The sequence below is a fragment of the Acidovorax sp. GW821-FHT11A03 genome (genome assembly GCF_058809075.1).
Window position 1 is genome coordinate 239,321 of sequence record NZ_JBXASG010000002.1, and the last position, 26,194, is coordinate 265,514.

At 68.6% G+C, this 26,194-nt stretch carries 23 protein-coding genes; 6 read left to right on the forward strand and 17 right to left on the reverse strand.

The genetic code is table 11. The annotated features are described in order from the left end of the window. Positions 1 to 32: 32 nt before the first annotated feature. The 16 genes from AC1RVY_RS04845 to dapF all read right to left on the reverse strand — a co-directional run bounded on the left by AC1RVY_RS04845 (position 33) and on the right by dapF (position 17,949). A complete protein-coding gene (locus AC1RVY_RS04845; protein ID WP_492805549.1) occupies positions 33 to 1,523 on the reverse strand; it encodes a UDP-N-acetylmuramoyl-tripeptide--D-alanyl-D-alanine ligase in 1,491 nt (496 codons plus the stop codon). Beyond that, positions 1,520 to 3,028 (reverse strand): UDP-N-acetylmuramoyl-L-alanyl-D-glutamate--2,6-diaminopimelate ligase, encoded by a 1,509-nt coding sequence (locus AC1RVY_RS04850; RefSeq protein ID WP_492805550.1) that lies wholly within the window; start codon positions 3,026 to 3,028, stop codon positions 1,520 to 1,522. The genes AC1RVY_RS04845 and AC1RVY_RS04850 overlap by 4 nt, the downstream gene beginning before the upstream one ends. Beyond that, a complete protein-coding gene (locus tag AC1RVY_RS04855; protein ID WP_218293292.1) occupies positions 3,025 to 4,770 on the reverse strand; it encodes a peptidoglycan D,D-transpeptidase FtsI family protein in 1,746 nt (581 codons plus the stop codon). Before AC1RVY_RS04855 ends, AC1RVY_RS04850 begins: the two co-directional genes overlap by 4 nt. After that, positions 4,767 to 5,102: a cell division protein FtsL gene (ftsL, locus tag AC1RVY_RS04860; RefSeq protein ID WP_492244354.1), complete on the reverse strand. Its 336-nt coding sequence runs from the start codon at positions 5,100 to 5,102 to the stop codon at positions 4,767 to 4,769. Before ftsL ends, AC1RVY_RS04855 begins: the two co-directional genes overlap by 4 nt. 132 nt (positions 5,103 to 5,234) lie before the next feature. Next, on the reverse strand, positions 5,235 to 6,161 hold the full coding sequence (gene rsmH / locus AC1RVY_RS04865) for a 16S rRNA (cytosine(1402)-N(4))-methyltransferase RsmH (RefSeq protein ID WP_492805553.1): 927 nt from the start codon (positions 6,159 to 6,161) through the stop codon (positions 5,235 to 5,237). Positions 6,162 to 6,169: 8 nt separating this feature from the next. Continuing rightward, positions 6,170 to 6,598: a division/cell wall cluster transcriptional repressor MraZ gene (gene mraZ, locus AC1RVY_RS04870; RefSeq protein WP_218293289.1), complete on the reverse strand. Its 429-nt coding sequence runs from the start codon at positions 6,596 to 6,598 to the stop codon at positions 6,170 to 6,172. 255 nt (positions 6,599 to 6,853) lie between these two features. Further along, a complete protein-coding gene (gene hslU / locus AC1RVY_RS04875) occupies positions 6,854 to 8,179 on the reverse strand; it encodes an ATP-dependent protease ATPase subunit HslU (protein WP_218340442.1) in 1,326 nt (441 codons plus the stop codon). Between the two features lie 116 nt (positions 8,180 to 8,295). Continuing rightward, positions 8,296 to 8,862 (reverse strand): ATP-dependent protease subunit HslV, encoded by a 567-nt coding sequence (hslV, locus tag AC1RVY_RS04880; RefSeq protein WP_492805555.1) that lies wholly within the window; start codon positions 8,860 to 8,862, stop codon positions 8,296 to 8,298. A gap of 245 nt (positions 8,863 to 9,107) precedes the next feature. Next, positions 9,108 to 10,877, reverse strand: a complete 1,770-nt coding sequence (locus AC1RVY_RS04885) for an STAS domain-containing protein (protein WP_492805556.1) — start codon at positions 10,875 to 10,877, stop codon at positions 9,108 to 9,110. Positions 10,878 to 10,916: 39 nt separating this feature from the next. Next, positions 10,917 to 11,717: an RNA polymerase-binding protein DksA gene (dksA, locus tag AC1RVY_RS04890; protein WP_218293285.1), complete on the reverse strand. Its 801-nt coding sequence runs from the start codon at positions 11,715 to 11,717 to the stop codon at positions 10,917 to 10,919. A 181-nt stretch (positions 11,718 to 11,898) separates the two neighbouring features. Beyond that, a complete protein-coding gene (locus AC1RVY_RS04895; RefSeq protein WP_369641423.1) occupies positions 11,899 to 12,960 on the reverse strand; it encodes a CobW family GTP-binding protein in 1,062 nt (353 codons plus the stop codon). 114 nt (positions 12,961 to 13,074) lie between these two features. Beyond that, positions 13,075 to 14,310: a class I SAM-dependent rRNA methyltransferase gene (locus AC1RVY_RS04900; protein ID WP_492805558.1), complete on the reverse strand. Its 1,236-nt coding sequence runs from the start codon at positions 14,308 to 14,310 to the stop codon at positions 13,075 to 13,077. Positions 14,311 to 14,369: 59 nt separating this feature from the next. Continuing rightward, positions 14,370 to 15,041, reverse strand: coding sequence for a signal peptidase I (gene lepB / locus AC1RVY_RS04905; protein ID WP_218293282.1), 672 nt, complete (start codon positions 15,039 to 15,041; stop codon positions 14,370 to 14,372). Positions 15,042 to 15,284: 243 nt separating this feature from the next. Next, positions 15,285 to 16,253: a tyrosine recombinase XerC gene (locus tag AC1RVY_RS04910; RefSeq protein ID WP_492805963.1), complete on the reverse strand. Its 969-nt coding sequence runs from the start codon at positions 16,251 to 16,253 to the stop codon at positions 15,285 to 15,287. 128 nt (positions 16,254 to 16,381) lie between these two features. Next, a complete protein-coding gene (locus tag AC1RVY_RS04915) occupies positions 16,382 to 17,071 on the reverse strand; it encodes a DUF484 family protein (RefSeq protein WP_369641420.1) in 690 nt (229 codons plus the stop codon). Continuing rightward, positions 17,068 to 17,949 (reverse strand): diaminopimelate epimerase, encoded by an 882-nt coding sequence (dapF, locus tag AC1RVY_RS04920; protein ID WP_492805559.1) that lies wholly within the window; start codon positions 17,947 to 17,949, stop codon positions 17,068 to 17,070. The genes AC1RVY_RS04915 and dapF overlap by 4 nt, the downstream gene beginning before the upstream one ends. 190 nt (positions 17,950 to 18,139) lie before the next feature. Between dapF and AC1RVY_RS04925 the strand changes: the two genes are divergently transcribed. Beyond that, a complete protein-coding gene (locus AC1RVY_RS04925; RefSeq protein WP_492805560.1) occupies positions 18,140 to 18,844 on the forward strand; it encodes a glutathione S-transferase N-terminal domain-containing protein in 705 nt (234 codons plus the stop codon). A 32-nt stretch (positions 18,845 to 18,876) separates the two neighbouring features. Here AC1RVY_RS04925 and AC1RVY_RS04930 read toward each other — a convergent pair whose 3' ends face one another. Beyond that, a complete protein-coding gene (locus AC1RVY_RS04930; RefSeq protein WP_218293278.1) occupies positions 18,877 to 19,761 on the reverse strand; it encodes a LysR family transcriptional regulator in 885 nt (294 codons plus the stop codon). 105 nt (positions 19,762 to 19,866) lie between these two features. Here AC1RVY_RS04930 and AC1RVY_RS04935 point away from each other — a divergent pair, with 105 nt between their 5' ends. The 5 genes from AC1RVY_RS04935 to AC1RVY_RS04955 all read left to right on the forward strand — a co-directional run bounded on the left by AC1RVY_RS04935 (position 19,867) and on the right by AC1RVY_RS04955 (position 26,124). After that, entirely contained in the window at positions 19,867 to 21,069 is a 1,203-nt protein-coding gene (locus tag AC1RVY_RS04935; protein WP_218293277.1) for an MFS transporter, read from the forward strand. 63 nt (positions 21,070 to 21,132) lie between these two features. Then, on the forward strand, positions 21,133 to 21,948 hold the full coding sequence (gene dkgB / locus AC1RVY_RS04940) for a 2,5-didehydrogluconate reductase DkgB (RefSeq protein ID WP_369641416.1): 816 nt from the start codon (positions 21,133 to 21,135) through the stop codon (positions 21,946 to 21,948). A 47-nt stretch (positions 21,949 to 21,995) separates the two neighbouring features. Continuing rightward, positions 21,996 to 23,657 (forward strand): MBL fold metallo-hydrolase, encoded by a 1,662-nt coding sequence (locus AC1RVY_RS04945; protein ID WP_369641415.1) that lies wholly within the window; start codon positions 21,996 to 21,998, stop codon positions 23,655 to 23,657. Positions 23,658 to 23,815: 158 nt separating this feature from the next. Then, complete coding sequence (locus tag AC1RVY_RS04950; RefSeq protein ID WP_369641414.1) at positions 23,816 to 24,601, forward strand: rRNA pseudouridine synthase; 786 nt, start codon at positions 23,816 to 23,818, stop codon at positions 24,599 to 24,601. A 254-nt stretch (positions 24,602 to 24,855) separates the two neighbouring features. Further along, positions 24,856 to 26,124, forward strand: a complete 1,269-nt coding sequence (locus AC1RVY_RS04955) for a YjgN family protein (protein WP_370628418.1) — start codon at positions 24,856 to 24,858, stop codon at positions 26,122 to 26,124. The last annotated feature ends 70 nt before the right edge of the window (positions 26,125 to 26,194 follow it).

Genomic DNA, 26,194 nt, shown 5'->3' on the forward strand with positions numbered 1-26,194 from the left:
CGCAGGCTCCGACTGCCGCTTCCAGCACGCTCTCAATGCGTTGCGCCATGGTGTCCCTCCCGTGCCTGCGTCGGCGGTTGTCGCTCTTGTTGTTCCTGGTTGTCCTGCGCTTGCGCGGCAGAGGCGATCGCCTCCACCACCTGTTCCATCTTCATGAATCGAGATCCCTTGACCAGCACGCTGCCCACCGTGGGCAGGGCCTGGCGCACCGCATCCAGCAGCGCGCCCCTATCGTTGAAATGCCGGGCCACACCGCCGTTGCCCTCGCCAAAGGACGTGGTGGCGTGCACCGATTGGTCTCCCAGCGCAAAGAGGCCGGAGATGCGGGCCGCGCGCGCATGCGCACCGGCCTCCGCATGGAACTGCGGCCCCTGGTCGCCCACTTCGCCCATGTCGCCCAGCACCAGCAGCTGCGGGCCGGGCAGTTCGGCCAGCACGTCGATGGCGGCGCGCATGGAGTCGGGGTTGGCGTTGTAGGTGTCGTCCACCACGGTGACCTCGCGGCCCGCGATGCGCACGCTGAAGGCGCGCGAGCGGCCCTTGACCGGCACGAAATCGTTCAGCCCCTGCGCAATGGCGGCCAGCGGTGCGCCCGCCGCCAGCGTGCAGGCCGCGGCCGCCAGCGCGTTGGCCACGTTGTGGCGCCCGGCAATGTGCAGGTGGGTGGCCACATCGCCCCGCGGCGTGGCCAGCGTGACGGCCCAGGCACCCTGGCCCCACGCAGCCTGTGCGCAGGCCACATCGCCGCCTTCGCCAAAGGTGACGGTGCGGCGCCCCGGCGCCATCGAGCGCCAGAGGGCGGTGTAGGCATCCCCCGAAGGAAACACCGCCACGCCGTCGGCGGGCAGGCTGGCCAACACGGAGCCGTTCTCGCGCGCCACCGCCTCCACCGTGTGCATGAACTCCAGGTGCTCGCGTTGCGCGTTGTTGACCAGTGCCACCGTGGGACGCGCCATGGCGGCCAGCGTGGCGATCTCGCCCGGGTGGTTCATGCCCATCTCGATCACGGCCGCCGCATGGCCGGCACGCAGGCGCAGCAGTGTCAAAGGCACGCCGATGTCGTTGTTGAAATTGCCCTGCGTGGCAAACGCGGCCTCGCCTTTCCAGGCGCGCAGGATGGACGCGATCATCTGCGTCACCGTGGTCTTGCCGTTGCTGCCCGTCACGCCGATCAACGGAAGGCCAAACTGCGCGCGCCAGCCCGCGGCCAGCGCGCCCAGCGCGCCCAGCGCGGCCAGGCTGTCCGGCACCTCGATGCCGGGCAGGCCGGCGGCTTGCAGGCCGCCATGGGCGATGGCGGCGGCGGCGCCACCGGCGCGGGCATCGGCCAGGAAGGCGTTGGCGTCAAAGCGTTCGCCCTTGAGCGCCACGAAAAGGTCGCCCGCCTGCAAGCTGCGCGTATCGGTGTGCACGCGGGCCAGCGGCGTGGCCCCATCGCCCACCAGGCGCGCGGCGGGAATGCGCGGCTGCACCAGGGCCAGCGCCTGCTGCAGGGTCATCATCACGGCCGGGGTGGCGCTCATGGGCGTGCTCCGCGGGCCTGCAGCGCGCTCTGCGCATGGGCCATGTCGGAGAACGGCACGCGCACGCCCGCCGTCTCCTGGGTGTCTTCATGGCCCTTGCCGGCGATCAGCACCACATCGGCGGGCGCGGCCTCGGCCACGGCCAGGGCGATGGCGGCGGCACGGTCGGGCTCGGCACGCACCACGTTGCTGGCGATGGTGCCTTGCAGGATCTGGTGCAGGATGGCCGCGGGGTCTTCGCTGCGCGGGTTGTCGCTGGTCACGACCACGAGGTCGGCCTGCTGCTGCGCCACGGCGCCCATCAGGGGGCGCTTGCCCGCATCGCGGTCGCCGCCGCAGCCGAACACGCACCAGAGCCTGCCGCCGCGCTCCCGGGCCACCGGGCGCAGCGCCTGCAGGGCCTTGTCCAGCGCGTCGGGCGTGTGGGCGTAGTCCACGGCCACCAGGGGTTGCCCGGGGTGGTGGATCCGCTCCATGCGGCCGGGCACGGGCGAGAGCTGGGCGCAGGCGTAGAGCGCGTGCTCCAGCGGCACGCCCAAGGCGCGCAGCCCGGCCAGCACACCCAGCAGGTTGGAGACGTTGTACTGCCCGATCACGCGCGTCTGCAGCACATGCGTGTGCACGCCCTCGGCCACCGTGAAGGAGAGGCCACCCTCGCCCATGGCGATGTCACGCGCCGCGAGCCGCGCGGGGCCGGTGATGGAAACACTCCACAGGTCCAGCAGCCGGTCCGCCAGCGAGGCATGCAGCTCGGCACCGCGCGGGTCGTCGATGTTGACCACCGCGGCCTGCAGGCCGGGCCAGTCGAACAGCATGCTCTTGGCCTGCCAGTAGGCGGCCATGCCGGGGTGGTAGTCCAGGTGGTCCTGCGTGAAGTTGGTGAACAGCGCGACGCGGATGCGCGTGCCCGCCATGCGGTGCTCGGCCAGCCCGATGGACGAGGCCTCGATGGCGCAGGCCGTGCGGCCCGCATCGGTGAACTGCTGGAACGCGCGCTGCAGCCGCACCGGGTCGGGTGTGGTCATGCCCGTGCTGGTGAGTGCGGGCGGTGTGCCCATACCCAAAGTGCCTACCAGCGCACATCCACCTTGCGGAATAAGCTCATTTTTTGATAGCACATTGAGCGCTTCGGCCAGCCACCAGCTGGTGCTGGTCTTGCCATTGGTACCCGTCACGGCCAACACATCCAGGCGCTGCGTGGGCTGCCCGAACCAGTCGGCCGCGATGAGGCCGGTGGCCGCCTTCAGGCCATGGAGCGCCGCCACCGGCAAGCCTTCGAGCGCAAATGCCTCCACGCCCTCATGCTCCACTAGGCAGGCCACGGCGCCGCGCGACAGCGCGTCCGCGATGTGGGCGCGGCCGTCGGTCGCGGCGCCGGGCCAGGCGATGAAACCGTCGCCGGGGCGCACCTGCCGGCTGTCGGTCTGCAGCGTGCCGGTGACCCGCTCGCGCAGCCAGGCGACGGCGTCGTGCACCGAGGCGAGCAAAGGCAAGGCCGTTGTCATAGCGATTCCTCCACCTCTTTGGCCACGATCTGCGGCTTGACCGCCATGTCCGGCTGCACGCCCATCATGCGCAGCGTCTGCTGCACGACTTCGCTGAACACGGGCGCGGCCACGGCACCGCCGTAGAACACGCCGTTGCTGGGCTCGTCGATCATCACGGCCACGATGATGCGCGGCTTGTCGATGGGCGCCATGCCGGTGAACCATGCCCGGTACTTGCCCGAGGCGTAGTTCTTGCCCACCTGCTTGCGCGCGGTGCCGGACTTGCCGCCCACCGAGTAGCCCAGGGTCTGCGCCTTCTGGCCGGTGCCGCCGGGGCCCGCGGCCATCTGCAGCATCTTGCGCACCTGGTCGGCGGTGCGTTCGGAGAACACGGGCACGCCCAGGGCGGGCTCGGAGGTCTTGAACATGGTGGCCGGAATCACGCGGCCGCCATTGGCGAACACCGTGTACGAGCGCGCCATCTGGAACAGGCTGGCCGACAGGCCGTAGCCGTAGGACATGGTGGCCTGCTCCACCGGGCGCCAGGTCTTGTAGGGGCGCAGGCGCCCCGTCACCACGCCAGGAAAATGCAGCTGCGGCTTCTGGCCGAAGCCCGCGGCCGAGAAGGTCTCCCACATCTCGCGCGCGGGCATCTGCATGGCAATCTTGGTGGTGCCCACGTTGCTCGACTTCTGGATCACCCCTTCCACCGTGAGCACGCCGTGGTTGCTGGTGTCGGAGATGGTGGAGCCCGTGATGTTGATCCGGCCCGGATTGGTGTCCACGATGGTGTCGGGCCGCACACGCCCCGATTCCAGCGCCAGGCCGATGGTGAACGGCTTCATGGTCGAGCCGGGCTCGAAAACGTCGGTGAGCGCGCGGTTGCGCAGCTGCTCGCCCGTGAGGTTCTGGCGCTTGTCGGGGACGTAGCTCGGGTAGTTGGCCAGCGCCAGCAGCTCGCCCGTGTGGGCATCGAGCACCACCACGCTGCCCGCCTTGGCCTTGTGCAGCGCGACCTGGTCCCGCAGCTTCTGGTAGGCAAAGAACTGCACCTTGCTGTCGATGGACAGCTGCATGTCCTTGCCATCGACCGGAGGCACGGTCTCGCCCACGCCCTCGACCACCCGGCCCAGGCGGTCCTTGATCACGCGGCGCGAGCCCGCCTTGCCCGCCAGCTCCTTGTCGAAGGCCAGCTCCATGCCTTCCTGCCCGTGGTCTTCCACGTTGGTGAAACCCACCACGTGGGCCGCGGCTTCCCCTTCGGGGTACTGGCGCTTGTACTCCTTGCGCTGGTAGATGCCCTTGATGTCCAGTGCCGCGATCTCCCGGCCCACATCCCAGTCGAGCTGGCGCTTGATCCAGACGAAGGTCTTGTCTTCATCGGCCAGCTTGCGCTGCAGCTCGGCCAATGGCATGTCGAGCAGCTTGGCCAGTTGCTTGAGCTTGGCGCGGACCTCGGGCCTGTCCTGCTCCACGTCTTCCGGAATGGCCCAGATGCTGGCCGCCGGCACGCTGGACGCCAGGATCAGCCCATTGCGGTCCACGATCTTGCCGCGGTTGGCCGGCAGCTCCAGCGTGCGCGCGAAGCGCACTTCGCCCTGGCGCTGGAAGAAGGCGTTGCCAAACACCTGCACGTAGGCAGCGCGCCCCGCCAGCCCCATGAAACCCAGCGCGATCGCCGCCACGATGAACTTGCTGCGCCAGACGGGCGTCTTGCTCGCCAGCAGCGGGCTGGAGGTATAGAGCACGCTGCGGCTCATGGCTGCGCTCCTTCGGTCCGGGACGGCGCCGCACTGGCGGCCGCGGAGGCCGTGGCGGCGGCCACTCCTTGGGGGTCGGACACATACTGCGTGATGGCCGGCGTGGCCGTGCGCATGTTGAGCTGCGCGCGCGCGATCTTCTCCACGCGCAGCGGCGTGGCCTGCGCACGCTTTTCCACCTGCAGGCGCTGGTGTTCGGTTTCCAGGCGGCGCGCCTCGGCGGTGGCGCGGTCGAGCTCGGTGAACAGGCGGCGCGACTCGTACTGGGTGTGCACGAGATAGATCGCGCTGGCCAGCACGGCCACCAGCAAGACGACGTTGAGCCTTGTCATGTCAGTTGCCTGCCATGCCGCAGCATGAAACCGCCACGGCCCCACCCAGGGACACCGGGCCAGGGCCGTTGCGCAGCGAGGGCGTCGTCCCCCTGGAGGGGGAAGGCGCGAAGCGGCTCAGGGGGCGCTTCATCACTGCACCTCGGTGCGCTCGGCCACGCGCATGATGGCGCTGCGCGAACGGGGGTTGGCCGCCACTTCGGCGGCACCGGGCTTGATGCGGTCCAGGGCCACGAGCTTCATGGCCTGGGGCGCGGCAAAGGGCGCGCGGCGGTCGTAGACCTCCTTGGAGTGTTTGGCGATGAACTGCTTGACGATGCGGTCTTCGAGCGAATGGAAGCTGATCACCACCAGCCGCCCGCCCGGCTGCAGCACCGAGAGGCTGGCCTCTAGCGCCTGTTGCAGCTCTTCAAGCTCGGCGTTGATGAAAATCCGAAGAGCTTGAAATGTGCGCGTTGCAGGGTTCTGGCCCGCTTCGCGGGTTTTGACCGCGCCAGCCACGAGGTCGGCCAGTTCGGCGGTGGTTGCAAGAGGACCCTGTTCTTCGCGCCGAGCAACAATCGCCTTTGCAATGGGGCCAGCAAACCGTTCTTCACCGTAGTCACGTATCACCTCCGCAATCTGACCGACTTCGGCCGTGGCCAACCAATCGGCCACGCTTTCGCCGCGCGTGGTGTCCATGCGCATGTCCAGCGGGCCGTCAAAACGGAAACTGAAGCCCCGCTCGGGGCTGTCGATCTGGGGCGAGCTCACGCCCAGGTCCATCAGCACGCCCGCCGCACTGGCGGGCGGAAGGTCGGCCAGATGGCGAAAACCCTCGTGCCGAATGGAAAAACGCGCATCGGTGATGCGCGTTGCTTCGGCAATGGCTTCGGGGTCCTTGTCAAAGGCGACAAGGCGCCCCTGCGGCCCCAGGCGAAGCAGGATGAGGCGCGAATGCCCCCCGCGCCCGAAGGTCGCGTCCACCCAGGTGCCCGCGGGCGTGGCGCCGGCGCCGCCCAGCAGGGCATCCACGGCTTCTTCGAGCAGGACGGTGGTGTGTTGCAAGGAGGATGTCACCGCGCGCCTTAGAAGGAGAAGTCCTTGAAGACATCCGGCATCTCGCCCTGCATGGCCTTGGCCTCCTGCTCGTCGTAGGTGGCCTTGTCCCAGAGTTCGAAATGGTTGCCCATGCCCAGCAGCATGGTGTCTTTGGAGATACCGGCCGCCTCGCGCAGCTCGGGCGAAACCAGCACGCGGCCCGTGGCGTCCATCTCCACATCCATGGCATTGCCCAGGAAGATGCGTTTCCACCACTGGGCGGACATGGGCAGCTGGGCGATGCGCTCGCGGAACTTCTCCCACTCCGGGCGGGGGAAGACCATGAGGCAGCCGTGCGGGTGCTTGGTGATGGTGAGCTGGCCGGACGCCGTGGCCGCGAGGACGTCACGATGCCGGGTCGGCACGGACAGCCGACCCTTCGCATCGAGACTCAGCGACGAAGCACCTTGAAACACGGACGGATTTCCCAACTCGGTTTTTGCGCCTCGCCGGTCCGTGCAATGGACCTGGAGGGCACTTTTCACCACTTAATTGCACTTTTTTGCACTGTAGCAGGAAAAGCACACCGAACAAGGGGGTGTCCAACAAACTTTTGCAATGAAATCAACGACTTAGGCGCGACTATGTAGGCACAGGAAAGCCAAAAGTCGTTGAAAAAGAAGCACTTAGAGAGGCCTATGAAAGTGACCTCTCAAGGCTTGACCGAGTGGTCACAGGATGTAGCGCGACAGATCCTCGTCCTGGCTCAGCGTCTGCAGGCGGGCGTCCACGTAGGCGGCGTCCACGGTGACCGTCTGGCCCGACAGGCGCGTGGCATCAAAACTCACCTCGTCCAGCAGGCGCTCCATGACGGTGGACAGGCGGCGCGCGCCGATGTTTTCGGTGCGTTCGTTCACCTCGAACGCGATGTGCGCCAGGCGCGTGATCCCCTCGGGCGCGAACTCGAGCGTGACGCCCTCGGTCGCCAGCAGGGCCTGGTACTGCTTGACCAGGGAGGCATGGGTCTGCGTGAGGATGGCCTCGAAGTCCTTCACCGACAGGGATTCCAGCTCGACCCGGATCGGGAAACGCCCCTGCAGCTCGGGAATGAGGTCGCTGGGCCTGGACAGATGAAAGGCACCGGAGGCGATGAACAGGATGTGGTCCGTCTTGATCATCCCGTACTTGGTGGACACGGTCGTGCCCTCCACCAGCGGCAGCAGGTCGCGCTGCACGCCCTGGCGCGACACGTCGGCGCCGCTGGTCTCCTGGCGGGCGGCCACCTTGTCGATCTCGTCGATGAAGACGATGCCGTTCTGCTCGGCATTGGCGACGGCCCGGGCCTTGATCTCGTCCTCGTTGACGAGTTTGCCAGCCTCTTCGTCGGTGAGCAGCTTCAGGGCCTCGGCGATCCTGAGCTTGCGCGTCTTGCGCTTGTCCTGCCCCATCTGGCTGAACATGCCGCGCAGCTGCTCGGTCATTTCCTCCATGCCCTGGGGCCCCATGATCTCCAGCTGGGGGCGGCCCTCGGCCACGTCGATCTCGATCTCCTTGTCGTCCAGGGCGCCTTCGCGCAGCTTCTTGCGAAACACCTGCCGCGCCGTGTTGTCCGCCGCGGGCTCGCTGCCTGCCGCGGCCCGGGCCGGCGGGATCAGCACGTCGAGGATGCGCTCCTCGGCCGCATCTTCGGCGCGGGTGCGCACCTTCTTCATCTCGGACTCGCGGGTCTGCTTCACCGCCATTTCGGCGAGATCGCGGATGATGGAATCCACGTCCTTGCCCACATAGCCCACCTCGGTGAACTTGGTGGCCTCGACCTTGATGAAGGGCGCGTCGGCCAGCCGGGCCAGGCGGCGCGCGATCTCGGTCTTGCCCACGCCGGTGGGACCGATCATGAGGATGTTCTTGGGCGTGATCTCCTGGCGCAGGCTGCCCTCGACCTGCTGGCGGCGCCATCGGTTGCGCAGCGCGATGGCGACCGCGCGCTTGGCGCTGGCCTGGCCCACGATGTGGTGGTCGAGTTCGGAGACGATTTCCTGGGGGGTCATGGACGACATACAGGTCTTCCTGGTATCAAATGAGGCTCCAGCGCATGCTCAACAAGCGCCAAAAGCTATAAAAAACAGAGCAAACCGCTCCCGGGCATCCCCGGGGGCAGGACCATCCCGCGCGCTCAGAGCGTCTCGATGGTGTGGTTCATGTTGGTGTAGATGCACAGCTCGCCGGCGATTTCGAGCGATTTCTTGACGATGTCCTGCGCGGACAGATCGGTGTTCACCAGCAGCGCCTTGGCGGCCGAGTGCGCATAGGCGCCGCCCGAGCCAATGGCCACGATGCCTTGCTCTGGTTCGAGCACGTCGCCGTTGCCCGTGATGATGAGCGACGCGCTCGCATCGGCCACCGCCAGCATGGCTTCCAGGCGGCGCAGCACGCGGTCGGTGCGCCAGTCCTTGGTGAGCTCGATGGCCGCGCGCGTGAGGTGGCCCTGGTGCTTGTCGAGCTTGGCCTCGAAACGCTCGAACAGCGTGAAGGCATCGGCCGTGGCCCCCGCGAAGCCCGCAAGCACCTTGCCATGGTAGAGCTTGCGCACCTTGCGGGCCGTGCCCTTGACCACGATGTTGCCCAGGGTGACCTGGCCGTCGCCGCCAATGGCCACTTGGATGCCTGCCGGGGTCTCGCGGCGCACGCTCAGGATGGTGGTGCCGTGGAACACCGGGGATTGGTTTGGTGATGAGTCCATAGCAGCCGCAGATGGGGACAGGCCCCCATTTTGCAAGCACACCGCCACCACGGGCGCTGCGCGCGGCCAGCGGACGCCTTCGAACGGGCCTGGCCCGGCCGCCAGCGTCGTCCGCCCTCCCGCGCGCCGCGCGGCAGAAGGGGCGGAGGCCGCGGTTCCAGGCATGCCTGCCCGGGCAGGGCGGTTCCGAAGAGCCGCCGTCTCTGGCGGCCGCACCGAGCGGAGCAGCCGGCCAGGGCGTGGCCCTAGTTCTTGCGGGGCACCACCCAGGCGTGCTCGTTGATGCCGATCACATTGAAGAAGATGGCCACCAGCCGCTGCAGGTTGTGAAACTGGATCACATGGCCCTGGCCCTGCTGCTCGGCCGCCCAGTTGAGCACCGAGCCCGCAGCGGCAAAGTCCACGCGGATGAGCTTGTCGCACGCAATGGTGAGCGGCACGCCGGGCCGCAGGAGGGCCTGGAAGGGCTCCAGCAGCGGCGTGGCATCGCCGTCGATGTGGCCGCTGAGCTGGGCCACGGGCCCCGTCTCCGCGGGCGCGGGCACCGACTCGCCCAGGTCGGACGCCATGAAGTCGCTGTCCACCGACAGCGGCGCGGCCCCGGAAGACACGCCCTCGTTGTCCGAATATCCGCAGCGCGGCGATACCCAGGAGGGCGGCGACACCTCGTAGGTCACGCAGTAGTCGAGCGCGACCAGTTCGAACTCGTCGGGCTTGCCCATGAGCCGCAGCGCCGCCATGCGCAGGCGCCACCACTCAGGGCTGGTGGCACGGTCTCCGGACTGGGTCTTGGCGTCGAGCAGCGCATTGAGCTTCTCGACCCCCGAAAACACCAGTTGCCCGTCACGCTCGGCCCACTGGGTGAACTGGTCGGCCAGCAAAGGCACCGCGGCTTCGTCGATGGCGGCCAGACGCGTCCAGGACAGCGTCCAGGGGGACGCGGCGCGGGCCAGGGAGGCCTGCAGCGCGGCGACGGACGACACCGCCAGAGAGGCCGGGGCATTCCAGCTGAAATCGCGGCGCGCCGCGCCGGCCGTCACGGCGCCCGTGGCACCAGGCCCCGCCGCGGCGGCAGCCGGCGCCATGCCCAGCTGCTGCGGCATGGAGAACCACAGCGGCGCCGAACGGCTGTACTGTGCGGCGAAGTCGATGGCCAGGGTGTCGAACCGGTCGTGCTGACCGGTTGCGCGGTACAGGTCGAAGAGCGTCATCCAGATTTCGAGTTGCTCTTCGGGATCATCCTGCTGGTGCTGGGCCAGCACGTCGAGCAGGCCGGACTCTGCCCCCGCGTGGTCGCCATTGGCGAACCGGATGGCGGCTTCTTCTAGATCGGGTTCGTGCACGAATTCCTCCGGTTCGGATGCCGGCGCTGGCGTTGCCGCTGTAGCCGCCGCAGGGCTGAAGGACGCTTCGCCCGGGCCTGGGCCCGCGAGCATTTGCGCATCGGTGCCGCCAAACCGGCCAATCGCCATGCTGTCATCGGCAAACAGCGGCTGGACACCGGCGGCCTGGTTGTTGTTGTCGCCCAGCGGCGCAGGCAGGCTGCCGGGCGCGGTGGGCGCGTAGGCCCTGGCGTGCGCGGAATCTGTCGTTGCCGCGCTGGGGGGCTCGGGCATGACGCCCGGCTGGGTGGGCGCCTCGGCCCCTTGCTTGCTCTTCCACCACTGCTGCGACATCTGCGCCTCGATCTCGTCGATCTTCTTGAGCGTCACGGCGCGTTCGTCGGGCGACGCCATGCTGCTCTGGAAGAACGACGGCCTGGCGGTGGGGTCCTCGGTGCGCTGCCCCTGCAGCACCTCGCGCTGGCGCAGCTTGCGCAGCTGATCGAACTCGCGGCGCCGCACGAAATCGTTGCGGCGCTTGCGCTCGATCATCTCCTTGAGCATCTGCTTGCTGTACTGGCTCTCCCGGTCATTCTGCGCGGAGTCCAGCTCCGTCCAGTTGACCGTGGGATTGCGCACAAACCGCACCACCTTCGAAAGCAGTCCGCCAGGGGTGGTTTCTTCCTTGCTCATGGCTCAGGGCGCGCGTGGGGATCAGGCCGGGCGGCCAGGTCAATCACCAAACATCTTCTGCTTGAGTTCGCGGCGCTGCTGCGCTTCCAGCGACAGCGTGGCCGTCGGGCGGGCGATCAGGCGGCCCACGCCGATGGGTTCGCCGGTCTCATCGCAGTACCCATAGTCGCCCGCGTCGATGCGGGCAATGGACTGCTCGATCTTCTTGAGCAGCTTGCGCTCGCGGTCGCGGGTGCGCAGCTCCAGGGCATGCTCTTCCTCGATCGTGGCGCGGTCGGCGGGATCGGGCACGACGACGGTGTCTTCGCGCAGATGCTCGGTGGTTTCGCCGGCGCTGTTGTGGATGTCCTGCTTGAGCTGCACGAGCTTCAGGCGGAAGAACGCCATCTGCTTGTCGTTCATGTACTCGCTGTCAGGCATGGCCATGACTTCGGCGTCGGTCAGCTCGGCGGCGGACTTGGTCTTCCAGTTGTTCGCCAGCTTGGGGTCTTTTTTGGCAGCCGTATAGGTGGGCTGCGCTTGCACGGTCGTGGGCATGGTATGTAGATAACTGGCTTTGGCAGCGGTCGAAGCCACTGTCTGTGCCATGGATGGTACGGTCAATTGGGCCAATCGGGAAGAAGGCCGGGTTGTGCGCACGGGTACCTGCGAACCGGCCTGCAGCACGGGTGCTGGAGCGGGAGTCGCCACGGCCGCCGGGCTGGCGGCGACCTTGGGTGCTGCAGCCGGCTTGGCGGCGGCCTTCGCGCCAGCCTTGGTTGCCGCAGGGGCGGCGGCGGTTTTCGCCGCGGCAGGGGTTGCCTTGGTGGCCCCCTTGGATTTGCTGGTGTCGGCTTTCACTTCCTGGTCTCCTCGCAATACGGGCGGGCCCCAGCCGCATTCGCAGCCAAGGGCGGGTGGCAAGCCTTCCGGGGTTTTACCGGGGCGCGATTGTATCGACCTGGGCTGACGCAAACGGAAACGTTGCAGATACAACACAAACCAGCCGCCAACCCCCTGCCCTCGGGCCGCCCCGCCGGGGTCAGACCAGGCTCTGCTCCAGCCCCTGCAGAAAGATGTCCTTGGGCAGGTCGATGCCAATGAAGACCATCTTACTGGTGCGCGGCTCGCCTTCGGCCCACTGGGGGCCCAGGTCGCTGCCCATGAGCTGGTGCACGCCCTGGAAGATCACCTTGCGCTCGGTGCCCTTCATGTTCAGGACGCCCTTGTAGCGCAGCATGCGCGGGCCATAAATGTTGACAATCGCCCCGAGAAAATCCTCCAGCTTGGCCGGATCGAACGGCCGCTCGGAGCGGAAGACGAAGCTTTTCACATCGTCATCGTGGTGATGGTGGTGGCCGTGCCCGTGGTCGTGCTGGTGCGAGGGGTGGCTGCAGTGCTCGCCATGCTCGTGGTCATGGTCGTGGTGGTCATGGCCGTCGCCCTCTTCCTTGAGGAACTCGGGGTCGATGTCCAGCTTGGCATTGAGGTTGAAGCCCCGCAGGTCCAGCACTTCCGACAGCGGCACCTCGCCGAAATGCACGGCCTTGATGGGCGCGCGCGGGTTCATGTGCTTCAGGCGATGGATCAGCGCGTCGGTTTCCTCGGCGCTGACCAGATCGGTCTTGGACAAAAAGATCTGGTCGGCAAAGCCCACCTGGCGGCGCGCTTCCTGGCGGTCGTTGAGTTGCTGGGGCGCGTGCTTGGCGTCCACCAGCGTGATGATGGAATCGATGAGGTAGGTCTCGGCGATCTCCTCGTCCATGAAGAAGGTCTGCGCGACGGGGCCGGGGTCGGCCACGCCGGTGGTCTCGATGACGATGCGGTCGAACTCCAGCAGGTTCTTGCGCTTCTTGGCGGCCAGCAGCTGCAGCGTCTCGCGCAGGTCTTCGCGGATGGTGCAGCAGATGCAGCCGTTGCTCATCTGCACGATCTGCTCCTTGGACTCGGTCACGAGGATGTCGTTGTCGATGTTCTCTTCGCCGAATTCGTTCTCGATCACGGCGATCTTCTGGCCGTGGGCTTCGGAGAGCAGGCGCTTGAGCAAGGTGGTCTTGCCCGAGCCCAGGAAGCCGGTGAGGATGGTGACGGGGATCAATGCCATGTTTCTTGTCCTTCAAGGGATGAACCCATGCGCTGCACCCGGCACTGCGGGCCGGGTGTGCGTGGCGCAAGGGGTTGTTTTCAGTGTACCGACGCTGTCAAGCCCTTGCCGCGCTCAGCCCTTGCGCATCACCACCAGCCCCTTGAGGTACTCGCCTTCGGGGAATTCCAGGGTCATCGGGTGGTCGGGCGCGCCGCCCAGACGCTCCAGGATGAAGCCGTCCACGCCCGCGTCGGCGCCCGCAGATGCCACGATCTTGTGGAACAGGTCGGCGCTGATGCCGCCCGAGCACGAGAAGGTGAACAGCACGCCGCCCGGCGTGAGCAGCTGCAGCGCCAGGCGGTTGATGTCCTTGTACGCGCGTGCAGCGCGCTCGGCGTGGGCCGCCGTGGGCGCGAACTTCGGCGGGTCGAGCACGATGGCGTCGAAGCGCCGGCCTTCCTTGAGAAACTGGCGCAGCGAGGCGTTCACGTCCGCGTCCAGGAAGCTCGCGTGGTTCAGGTCGAACCCGTTGAGCGCCACATGGGCGCGGGCGCGCTCCAGGGCCGGGCCCGAGGAGTCGATGGACGTCACATGCCCGTCCGCCGATGCGCCGCTGGCGCGCATGCCGGCCAGCGCGGCCACGCTGAAGCCGCCGGTGTAGCAAAAGCAGTTGAGCACATCCTTGAAGCCCAGGCGCTGCGCGTAGTCGGCAAAACGCTTGCGGCTGTCGCGCTGGTCCAGGTAGAAGCCGGTCTTGTGGCCTTCGGCGATGTTCAGCGTCAGGTTCCACTGGTGTTCGTGGATGGTGAGCTCGAGCGGCGGGCCTTCGCCGGCGCCCGGCGCGCCCGTGGGGCCGCCGCGCAGCCAGCCGGTGGCGGGCGGGAGGTCTTCCAGCGCGCGCACGCTGGCGTCCGAGCGTTCATACAGCTTGGCCAGGCCCGTCTCGCGCAGCAGGGCATCGGCGATCACGTCCTTCCAGCGCTCGGTCCCGGCGCTGGTGAACTGCGCGACCAGGGTGTCGCCATAGCGGTCCACGATGAGGCCCGGCAGGCCGTCGGACTCGCCGTGCACCAGGCGCACACCGTCGCTTTGTACATCAAAACGGGCTCTGGCGATGATGGATCGTGCGCAAGCAGCTATGAAAAAAGGAGCATCGATGCGCTGCGCCTCGTCAAAGCTCCACACCCGCGCGCGGATGCGCGAGCTGGGGCTGAACGCTGCCCAGGCCAGGAACTGGCCCTCGTGCGATTCCACGCGCACGGTCTCGCCGCTGTCGCCGCCGCCCTTGGCGATGGCCGATTCAAAGATCCAGGGGTGGCGGCGCAAGAGCGAGCGCTCTTTGCCAGGGCGAAGGCGAAGGGTTTTCATGATGGGGCGATTGTCGCGTGAATGCGCCCCACGCCAGCCCCGGGGCTGGCGCCAGCGCGTCAGAGCGCGTGCCCGATGCGGCCCAGGCGCGGCGCCCAGTTTTCCAGGATGTCGGCCGACACCAGCACGCGCCGCGCCTGGCCGATGAGCAGGTGGCGCGGGACGAAGCCGATGTAGCGGGAGTCCGCGCTGTTGTCGCGGTTGTCGCCCAGCACCAGGTACTGGCCCTCGGGCACCGTCACCGGGCCGAAGCTGCGGTGCGCGGTCACACCCTGCAGCCATTGCACCCGGCGCTCGTGGCCCTGCAGGTGCTCCGTCCAGCGGGTGGCGGGCACCTGCGCGCCCAGCTCGGCCAGGTGTTCGGTCACCGCCTCGGGCGCGTCGTAGCGCGCGGCCTCGCCGTTGAGGTACAGCACCTCGTCGCGCATCTCCACCGTGTCGCCCGGCAGCGCCGCGATGCGCTTGATCAGCCGCGTGCCATCGCGCGGCGACGAGAACGTGACCACATCGCCCCGCGCGGGCTCGCCCAGGCGCGCCAGCACCACATCGGTGAGCGGCAGCTTCAGGTCATAGGCCAGCCGGTTGACGAACACCACGTCCCCTTCGAGCAGCGTGGGCCGCATGGACCCCGAAGGAATCGGATTCCAGTCCGCCACCGCCGTGCGAAAGATGCCGAAGCACAGCAGCAGCACGAGGAACCCACGGTTCGATTTGATCCATTTCAGCAGCATGGCGAGACACTCCAAGGCGCCCTACAGCAAGCACCCCTTGCTCGGATGCACGGCGTCACATCTTGGTTCCGTGGCACCGGCCCACGAGACCGGCCGCAGCCCACCGGCATGCCCGATCAGCGCCAGGAGCCGTCCACACGCCACCAACGCCCGCAGCGCGCACCGCCCCCACCAGTGCACCCGTGGAACCGGCTTTGCCGGGCCACCGGGTGCGTCCCCCTCCGGGGGAAGGCGCGCAGCGCCTCAGGGGGGCTTCTTTCTCGCCCGAGGATGCGCCGCGTCATACACCTTGGCCAGGTGCTGGAAATCCAGCCGCGTGTAGACCTGCGTGGTGGTGATGTTGGCGTGGCCCAGTAGCTCCTGCACCGCGCGCAGGTCGCCGCTGCTTTGCAGCAGGTGGCTGGCGAACGAGTGGCGCAGCATGTGCGGGTGCACCGGCGTGGTCAGGCCCGCCTGCTGGCTGCGCTGGCGCAGGCGCAGCCAGATCGACTGCGCCGTGAGCCGCTTGCCGCGCTGGCCGACGAACAGTGCCGTGTCAAGGCGCGCCGAGCCCTCGCCGCCGAAGGGCGTGGCCCGCAGCCGCAGCCAGGCCTGCAGCGCCGCCGTGGCCGCGCGCCCCACGGGCACGCTGCGGCGCTTGCTGCCCTTGCCGAACACATGGGCCTCGCCGGCCTGCAGGTCCACCCAGCCCCGGCCCAGGCGCTGGGTGTCGGCGTTGGGGATGGCGTCGAGCCCCGCGAGTTCGCCCACGCGCAGGCCGCAGCCATACAGCAGCTCCACCATGGCCGCATCGCGCGCCTCCAGCCAGGGGTCGGCGCCGGTGTTGTCGAATTCGGCCAGCCGCACGGCGTCGTCCACACCCAGCGCCTTGGGCAGGGGCTTGGGCGCCTTGGGGGCACGCACGTCCTGCACAGGGTTGTGCGGAATCAGCCCCTGCCGCCCCGCCCAGATGAAAAACCCGCGCCAGCCAGAGAGGATGAGCGCGATGCCCCGCCCGCTGCGCCCGCCGCTGTGCATCTGCGCCACAAAACGGCGGATGTGCGCGGTCTGCAATTGCAGCAGCGGCACGCCCACCCCCGCCGCAAACTGCGCGAGCTTTTCAAGGTCCAGGGTGTAGAGCGTGAGCGTGCGCGCCGCCAGCCGCTTTTCGACGCGCACATGCTCCAGGTAACGCAGGACGTGCGGGTCCGGGGGAATCTGTGTGGCCAGCATGTCGGACACGGGGCATTACCCAGGCAACTGGCGCGCCCCAAGGCCAGCGCCACCGTGGAACCGGCTTTGCCGGGCCGGGGGTGGCGTCCCCCCGCAGGGGGGAAGCGGCGCAGCCGCACAGGGGGGCATCACTTCAGCCGCAGCAGGGCGGCACTGGCGAGTTCTGCCATGCGCGACAGAAATTCCGTGCCCATCGTGGCATCAAACCGCTGGGGGTCTTGCGAGCCCAGCACCAGCAGGCCGAACGCCGGCGTGGCGCTGTCGATGGCGCCTTCGCGCAGCGGCAGCAGGGCCAGCGACTGGGCGGGTTCGCCCGCCTCGGCCGCGAGCCAGCCTGCGGGCTCGAACCCCAGGTTGGGGCCGCAGAACGGCATGGTCAGCGACGAGGCGAACGCGCGGGCGTCTTCGCTGGCACCCTGGGTGAAGTCGGCATCGATGTACGGCGCGGCCACCTCCCACACGCGCACCGCGGCCTGGGGCACCTCGAACAGGGTGCGCACGCCATCGACCACCGCCTGCGGCAGGTCGAACGGGTCGCGCACCTGCAGCAGCGCGCTCGTCCACTGGTGCACCTTGTGGGCGATGGCGGCGTTTTCGGTGCTGTTGCGCACCATTTCCATGATGCGCTGCTCCAGGCCCTTGATCTTCTCGCGCAGCATCTCGGCCTGGCGCTCCTGCAGGCTCACGGCGCGCGCGCCGTGGGGGCTGGTGATCTGCACGCTGGCCAGCACCTCGGCATGGCGCTCGAAGAAGCCCGGCGTGTTGGTGAGGAACTGGGCGATGTCGTCTTCGGTGATCGGGGGGATGTGGGACGTCATAGGAGGGTGTCAGGAATGTCGATCCGGCCTTCGAACACCGTGGTGGCGGGGCCGGTCATGAAAACGGAATCGGCCTCCTGGCCGCTCCAGGCGATGGTGAGGCGGCCGCCGCGCGTGTCCACATGCACCTCTTTATCAAGCAGACCCAGGCGGATGCCGGCCGCCACGGCCGCGCAGGCCCCCGAGCCGCAGGCCAGGGTTTCGCCCACGCCGCGCTCGAACACGCGCAGCCGCACATGGGCGCGGTCCACGATCTGCAAAAAGCCTGCATTCACGCGCTGCGGAAAACGCGCATGGCGCTCGACCAGGGGGCCCGCTTCCAGCACCGGGGCGGTGTCCACGTTGTCCACCAGCTGCACGGCGTGCGGGTTGCCCATGGAGACAACCGCTACCAAAACAGTAGCTGTCAGCGCTTTACCATCCAGCGCCAGCGGCCATTTTTGTCCTGAACCTTGTGCCACGGCGGTCAAACCACTGGCATCAAACGGCACCCGGGCGGGCTCGAACTGCGGTCGGCCCATGTCCACGGTGACGCGGCCATCGGGGGTGAGGCGGGGGGCGATCACGCCGCTTTTGGTCTGCACCCGCAGGGTGTCCTTGCCCGACAGGCCCTTGTCGTGCACAAAGCGCGCGAAGCAGCGGGCGCCGTTGCCACACTGCTCCACCTCGCCGCCATCGGCGTTGTGGATCACGTATTCGAAGTCGATACCGTCCGCTGGCGAAGGCCGCACCGTGAGGATCTGGTCGGCCCCCACACCGAAGTGGCGGTCGGCGAGGAAACGGTATTGGGCGGCGCCGAGCCCCAGGCGGCCCCGGGTTTCGTCGAGCACCACGAAATCGTTGCCCGCGCCCTGCATTTTGGTAAAGGGAATCTGCATGGCCGGATTATCGTCGGTGGGCCGGCGTGCGCGGCACCCCGCCCGGGGCAACTTGTGACAGAACCCCCACCCCGCCAATGAACCCCGGCCTGCACCGGTTTTTCCGCCGGTTTAGGCTGTGCCGTGTGGCGGCCCGCCCGCGCGCCGGCCGCCGCCTCCCCAACCCCCCCATTCGCCAACGAGGACCCGCATGCCCGATCTCGCCAGTTTTCCCATTACCCGCAAATGGCCCGCCCGGCACCCGGAGCGCATCCAGCTGTACTCGCTGCCCACGCCCAACGGCGTGAAGGTGTCGATCGCGCTGGAAGAGCTGGGCCTGCCCTACGAGCCGCACCTCGTGAGCTTCGAGACCAGCGACCAGACCTCGCCCGAGTTCCTGTCGCTCAACCCCAACAACAAGATCCCGGCCATCCTGGACCCGAACGGGCCCGATGGAAAGCCCCTGGCGCTGTTCGAGTCCGGCGCCATCCTGGTGTACCTGGCGAGCAAGACCGGCCAGCTGATCCCGCAGGACACCGCCGGGCGCTACGAGGCCCTGCAGTGGGTGATGTGGCAGATGGGCGGCGTGGGCCCGATGTTCGGCCAGCTCGGTTTCTTCCACAAGTTCGCGGGCAAGGACTACGAGGACAAGCGCCCGCGCGACCGCTATGTGGCGGAATCGAAGCGCCTCTTGAAGGTGCTGGACGAGCGCCTGAAGGGCCGCCAGTGGGTGATGGGCGACACCTACACCATCGCCGACATCGCCATCCTGCCCTGGGTGCGCAACCTCGTGGGCTTCTACGGCGCGGGCGATCTGGTGGAGTTCGGTCAGTTCAAGGAAATAAAGCGCGTGCTGGAAGCCTTCGTGGCGCGCCCGGCCGTGGCCAGGGGGCTGAACATCCCGGCGCGCGGCTGAGCAGGCCCTGGCTGCAGGGGCCGTGGCACCGGTCAGCCCATGCGCTCCTGCAGAAAATCCAGGAAACACGCGATGCGCGCGGCCAGCTGCGTGTTGCGGTAGTACACGGCGCTCACGGGCTGGCGCACGTCCGCCGTGTCCCTGGCCAGCACCTGCACCAGATCGCCGCGCGCGCGGTCGGCGGCGGTCATGAAATCCGACAGGCACACGATGCCCGCGCCCTGCAGCGCGAGCTGGCGCAGCGTCTCGCCGCTGGACGCGGCGATCTCCGGCACGGTGGGCCACTCGTCGCCATGCGCGCCGCGCAGGGGCCAGCGGTTGAGCGATTCCGGCTGCGTGAAGCCCAGCAGGGTGTGCCGCGCCAGGTCTTCCACCGCCCGCGGCCGCCCCCGGGCGGCCAGGTAGGCCGGGCTGGCCAGCACGCGGATGCGGCTGGTGCACAGCGGGCGCGCGTGCAGGGTCGAGTCGCGCAGGTGGCCTATGCGGATGGCCACGTCGGTGCGGCGCTCGAGCAGGTCGATGTTCAGCTCGTCCGTGTCCAGCTCCAGCGTGATCTGCGGGTAGGCCGCGCGGAACGCCGGCACCAGCGGCACCACCGCGTGCAGCATGAAGGGCGTGGCCGCGTTCACGCGCAGGCGGCCCGCGGGCTGCTGGCGGCGCGCGGCCATGTGCTCCTCGGCGTCGTCGATGGACGCCAGGATGGCGCGCGTGCGCAGCAGGAAGGCCTGCCCCTCCTCGGTCAGCGCGGCGCGGCGCGTGGTGCGGCGCAGCAGCGTGGTATCGAGCTTCTTCTCCAGCCGCGCCAGCGCCCGGCTGATGCCCGAGACGGTCTGCCCCAACTGGTCGGCCGCCGCCGTGATGGAGCCGCCGTCCACCACGGCCACAAAGGCCTGCAGTTCTTCGAGCGTGGTTTTCATGGGCCTCCATTGTTGACTTCAGATCAAGTATCTATGGAGCGTAACGGTATTTTTCTGCAAGACTGAAGCGCCCACACTCCTTCCCATGTCCACAGGAGTGTTTCCATGCCCATTGCCTTGCTCGCGCTGACGCTCAGCGCTTTCGCCATCGGCACGACAGAGTTCGTGATCGTTGGCCTGCTGCCCACCGTGGCGGCCGACCTGTCCATCAGCATCCCCTCGGCGGGCCTGCTGGTCAGCCTGTACGCCCTGGGCGTCGCCGTGGGCGCGCCCGTGCTCACCGCCCTCACCGGCCGCGTGCCGCGCAAGGCGCTGCTGCTGTCGCTGATGGCGCTGTTCACCGCCGGCAACCTGCTGGCCTGGCAGGCGCCCAGCTACGAAACGCTGGTGGCCGCGCGCATCCTCACCGGGCTGGCGCACGGCGTGTTCTTCTCGATCGGCTCGACCATCGCCACCGGCCTGGTGCCGCGCGAGAAAGCCGCCAGCGCGATCGCCATCATGTTCACCGGCCTCACCGTGGCGCTGGTCACGGGCGTGCCGCTGGGCACCTTCATCGGCCAGCATTTCGGCTGGCGCGAGACCTTCCTGGCCGTGTCGGCACTGGGCGTGGTGGCCTTCATCGGCAGCGCGATCTTCGTGCCGCGCAACATCGCCCACACCCCGCCCGCCTCGCTGGTGCAGCAGGCCAGGGTGCTGGCCGAGCCGCGCCTGCTGCTGGTGTACGCCAAGACGGCCATCGGCTACGGCGGCACGTTCATCCCGTTCACCTTCCTCGCCCCCATCCTCACCGACATCGCGGGCTTCAGCGCCGGTGCCGTGGGCTGGGTGATGCTGGTCTACGGCGTCTCGGTGGCGGTGGGCAACATCTGGGGGGGCCGCCTGGCCGACCGGCTGGGGCCCATCCCCGCGCTGCGCATCATCTTCGCGCTGCTGGCCGCCGTGCTGCTGCTGCTGCAGTTCACCGCGCCCCACCCCTGGCTGGCCCTGGCCACCGTGCTGCTGTGGGGCGCCGTGGCGTTCGGCAACGTGCCCGGGCTGCAGGTGTATGTGGTCAAGCAGGCCGAGCGTTTCACGCCCCAGGCGGTGGACGTGGCCTCGGGCCTGAACATCGCGGCGTTCAACCTGGGCATCGCCGGCGCCGCCTGGGCCGGGGGCCTAATCGTGACGCACCTGGGCCTGATGCACACGCCCTGGATCGGCGCCCTGGTGGTGCTGGTGTCCCTGGCGCTCACGCACTACAGCGGCGTGCTGGACCGGCGCAGCGGCATCCCGGTGCGCGGCAGCGGGCCGGTGCCCGTGGGGCACTGAGCAGCCCACGCCCCCTCAACTCTTTCTGTCCCACCCCTTTTTTGCTTCGTTTCAGGAATCGCCATGACTTCTTCCCCTTCCCTTCCCGCCTTCGGCCTGGGCACCTTCCGCCTCCAGGGCCAGGTCGTCATCGACTCGGTGCGCAACGCGCTCGACCTGGGCTATCGCGCCATCGACACGGCGCAGATCTATGGCAACGAGGCCGAGGTCGGCCAGGCCATCGCGGACAGCGGCGTGCCGCGCGGCGAGCTCTTCATCACCACGAAGGTCTGGACCGAGCACCTGGCGGGCGACCGGCTCGTCCAGAGCCTGAAGGACAGCCTGGCCAGGCTGCGCACCGACCAGGTGGACCTCACGCTGATCCACTGGCCCTCGCCCGGCAGCGCCGTGCCCGTGGCCGAGTTCATGGGCGCGCTGGCCGAGGCCCAGGCCCGGGGCCTCACGCGCCTGATCGGCGTGTCGAACTTCAATACCGCCCTGCTGCGCGAAGCCATCGCGGCCGTCGGCGCCGACCGCATCGCCACGCACCAGATCGAGCTGCACCCCTATCTGCAGAACCGCGCCGTGGCGGACTTCGCGCGCAGCCAGGGCATCCACACCACCTCGTACATGACCCTGGCCTACGGCAAGGTGCTGGGCGACCCGGTGCTGGCGGACATCGCGCGGGCCCACGGCGCCACCACCGCGCAGGTGGCGCTGGCCTGGGCCATGCAGCTGGGGTATGCCGTGATTCCCTCGTCCACCCGGCGCGACAACCTGGCGAGCAACCTGAAAGCCCGGCCGCTGCGGTTGACAGGCGAGGACATGGCACGCATCGCCGCGCTGGACCGCGGCGAACGGCTGGTGAACCCCGAAGGCCTGGCGCCCGCCTGGGACTGAACCGCCCCGCCCGTGCGGGGCGCGCCGCGCGCCTCGATAATGGCCCGATGCCCCGCACCAACCAACAACTGCACCCCCACCGCGAACCTGTTGCCACCCGCCCGGCCGCCACCGTGCTGCTGCTGCGCGATGCGCAGGGCGAACCGGGCGGACTGGAAGTCCTCATGACCCGGCGCTCGGCCACGGCCAGCTTCGCGCCCGGGGCCTACGTGTTCCCGGGCGGGGGCATCGACGCGCTGGACGCGCAGGTGCACGCCGCCGCCGACCGCCGCCCCACGCAGAGCGACCAGCACCTCACGCAGGCCATCGCCGCGATCCGCGAGAGCTTCGAGGAGCTGGGCATCCTGCTGGCCCGCCATGCCGATGGGCGCATGGCCGACGCACGGGACATCGCCGCCATCGACCGCCACCAGCCGCTGGCCGCCCAGTGCGGCGCGCGCGGTCTGCGCCTGGCGGCCGACAGCGTGTACCTGCTGGCCCACTGGACGGCCGACCGCGACCTGCCGCGCCGTTTCGACGTGCCGTTCCTCGTGGCCCGCATGCCCGAGGGCCAGGAGCCCGTGGCCGACGAAACCGAGCAGTTCGAGCCCGTGTGGGTGCGCCCGGCCGATGCGCTGGCGCGGCACGCGGCGGGGCAGTTCTTCATGATCTTTCCCACCATCCGCACGCTGCAGCGGCTCGCCCTGTTCGCCAGCGCGCAGGCGGTTCTTGACGCTCTGGCCGATGAAAAGCCGCTGTGGGTGAGCTGCCCGCGCGCCGGCACGCTGGCGGGCCAGGAGGCGCGCTACATGGAAGGCGACGCCCCCTTTGGCGAGCTGGCCCTGGTGTGCCCCGACGGCCAGATCGTGCACGCGCTCGACTGGCAGACCGACCGGCCCGTGCCGCTGCTGCGCAACGTGCAGCGCCTGACCGCGCCCAACCCCGGCGTGATGACCGGACCCGGCACCAACAGCTACCTGGTGGGCGACCCGGCCACCGGCTACATCGCCATCGACCCGGGCCCGGCCGACGCGGAGCACCTGGACAGGCTCTGGCGCGCCGCCGGCGGCGACATCCGCACGATCGTGTGCACCCACTCGCACCCCGACCACTCGCCCGGCGCCGCGCCGCTGCAGGCGATGTGCACCCGGGCCGGGCGCAGCGCCCCCCCCATCCTGGGCCTGCCATCGGCCCCCACGGCGCGCGCTGCCAGCGCATTCACGCCCGACCGCTTGCTACAAAACAATGAGCTGCTCACGCTGGAAGGACAAGCGCCAGAGGGCAAAATCACCCACACCCTGCAGGTGATCCACACCCCGGGCCACGCGGCCAACCACCTGTGCCTGCTGCTCGTGGAAGACGCCCTGCTGTTCAGCGGCGACCACATCCTCAACGGCAGCACCACCGTGGTGGACCCACCCGACGGCAACATGGCCGACTACCTCGACTCTCTGGACAAGCTCGATGCGGTCTGCGCCGCACATGGCGTGGAGTTCATCCTGCCCGCGCACGGCTATGTGCTGGGCGACGCGCGCGGCGCGATCGCCAGGCTCAAGGCCCACCGCCTGGCGCGCGAGGCCAAGGTGCTGGCCGCCATGCAGGCGCTGCCCCAGGGCAGCGTGGACGACTGGGTGCAGCATGCGTATGACGACGTGCCCCCGCGCATGTGGCCCGTGGCCCAGCGCTCGCTGCTGGCGCATGTAGAGCGAATAAGAATGCTCGCCCCCTGAGTCGCCTGCGGCGCCTTCCCCCATCCGGGGGACGACGCCCTCGCTGCGGGTCGGCCCTCGCTTGGCGTCCCTGGCGGAGAGAGCGCCCGCTGCACGCGCCACGAACAACAAGAGGCATGCCCACACAATCCATCCAACAAAGAAAGCCGCCCCCACCCATGAATGACAAAAACCCTGACCCCACCCACATCCGCCTGGCCAAACGCGTGGCCGAGCAACTGAACTGCTCGCGCAGCACGGCCGAGCAATTCATCGAAGGCGGCTTTGTGAGCGTGGACGGCCAGGTGGTGGAAGCCCCGGGCGCGCGCGTGCGCCCCGGCCAGGCCGTGGCGGTGGCCAAGGACGCCAGCCTGCTGGAGCTGACCCCGGTGACCTTGCTGCTGCACAAGCCGGTGGGGTTTGAAGCCGGCCTGGGCCTGCCCGCCGGGCCAGCGGCGCACGCCAGCCGCAGCCAGGGCGCCACGGCCGCCAGCACGCTGCTGGGCGCTGCATCCCACCTGGCCGAGGACGCCTCGGGCATCCGCGTGCTGCTGCGCCATTTCAAGCAGCTCGAATGCTTCACGCCGCTGCCCACCGAGGCCAGCGGCCTGGTGGTCTACACCCAGGACAAGCGCATCGCGCGCAAGCTGGCGGAAGACATCGAGTCGCTGGAGCAGGAATGCATCGTCGAGGTGAAGGGCGATATCGCACCGAACGGGCTGCAGCGCCTGTGCCACGGCCTGTCGTTCAACGGCCGCCCGCTGCCGCCCATCAAGGTGAGCTGGCAAAGCGAGACGAAACTGCGCTTTGCGCTCAAGGGCATCCGCCCCGGCCAGATCCCGGCCATGTGCGACGCCGTGGGCCTGGCCGTGGTCGCCTTGAAGCGCATCCGCATCGGCCGCGTGCCGCTGGCCAAGGTGCCCGAGGGGCAGTGGCGCTATCTGCAGCCCTGGGAGAAGTTCTGACTCCCCCTGAGTCGCCTTTGGCGCCATCCCCCTGAGGGGGACGCACCCGGGGCCTGGCAAAGCCAGTTCCACGGGTGCGCTGGCAGGGGTGCGCCAGTTGCCGGCGGCGGGCGGGGCGGGCCGAACCATCATCAGAACGGTTGCTACCAAAAACATAGCTATCAGCGCTTGATGGAAAGGCGCCAGAGGCCCATCTGGCTTGATATTTTTTCCACAGACCGCTGCTACACTGCGCCACAAACAGGAGGGAGTCCATGAGCCAAGTTCCATCAGACAGAGACGGCGCCGCCGGGCCGATGTCCACGTTCATGCCGCAGAACATCGACGCGCATCCGCTCGAATTCACCGGCAGCGGCGGCGAGTATTTCCGGGTGTGGATCGTCAACGTGCTGCTGTCCATCGTCACGCTGGGCATCTACACCCCCTGGGCCCGGCGCCGCACCGCGCAGTACTTCTACAGCCACACGCTGGTGGCGGGCAGCCCCCTGGAATTCACCGCGCAGCAGCGCAAGATGGTGATGGGCTTCGTGCTGCTGGTGCTGCTCACGCTGGCCTACAACATCGCCGCCAATACCGGACAGGACGCGGCCGTGGGCGTGTTCCTGCTGACCGGCGCCGTGCTCTCGCCCCTGATCTGGGGCAGCGCCATGCGCTTTCGGCTCGGGGCCACGCGCTGGCGCGGCCTGCGCCTGCAGTTCACCGCCAGCTGGAAAGAGGTCTACATCGCCAGCTGGCCCATGTTCGCGCTGGCGCTGGTGTGGTTCGGCGTGTTCTTCGGCATGCAGGTGCTGTCGCCCGGACTGGCCGAGGCGCTCCAGGCCGCCGAGGAAGAAACCACCAAGCGGTCCCTGCCCGCCTTCACCCCCGCCATGGGCGGCCTGCTGCTGCTGGGCCTGGTGCTGACGGTGCTGTGCTTCATCCGCCTCGAATACAACTACAAGAGCCTGCTGGTGCTCAAGGCCCAGGTGGGCGCAGAAAAAGGCCGCTGGAAGCCGGTGTACATGGATTTCGTGAAGGTGTGGCTGGCCACGGTGGCCGTGTTCATCCTGTGCGTGGTCGGCATTTCGGCGCTGATCGGCATCCTGGCGGGCAGCTCCATCGCGCTGGTGGCCAGCCAGAGCGACCGCATGGGTCTGTGGCTGTTCGTGGTGATCATCGTGTCCATCGTGGCGGGCATCTTCATGCTGATCCTGGCCTCGGCCCCCGCCCGCGCGTACCGCGAGGCGCGCATGTTCCAGCTGATGTGGAACAACACCGGCGTGAGCCACGTGGCACGGTTCAAGTGCCACCTGAAGAGCGGGCGCTACGTGTGGCTGCGCATCAAGAACATGCTGCTCACCCTGCTCACGCTGGGGCTGTACCGTCCGTTTGCGCGGGTGAGCGAATACCGCATGAAATGCGAATCCGTCACCCTGCATGTCAAGGGCGGCGTGGAACAGGTGGCGGGCGCCATGGTGCGCCAGCAGCAAGGCGGCCTGGGCGATGCGCTGGCCGATGCGGCGGGCCTGGACCTGATTGGATAGCGGGTAGAGGGCATCCCCCTGAGGCGCTTCGCGCCCCGGTGCGTCCGGCCAGGGCGGCCGCTCGCCCGTG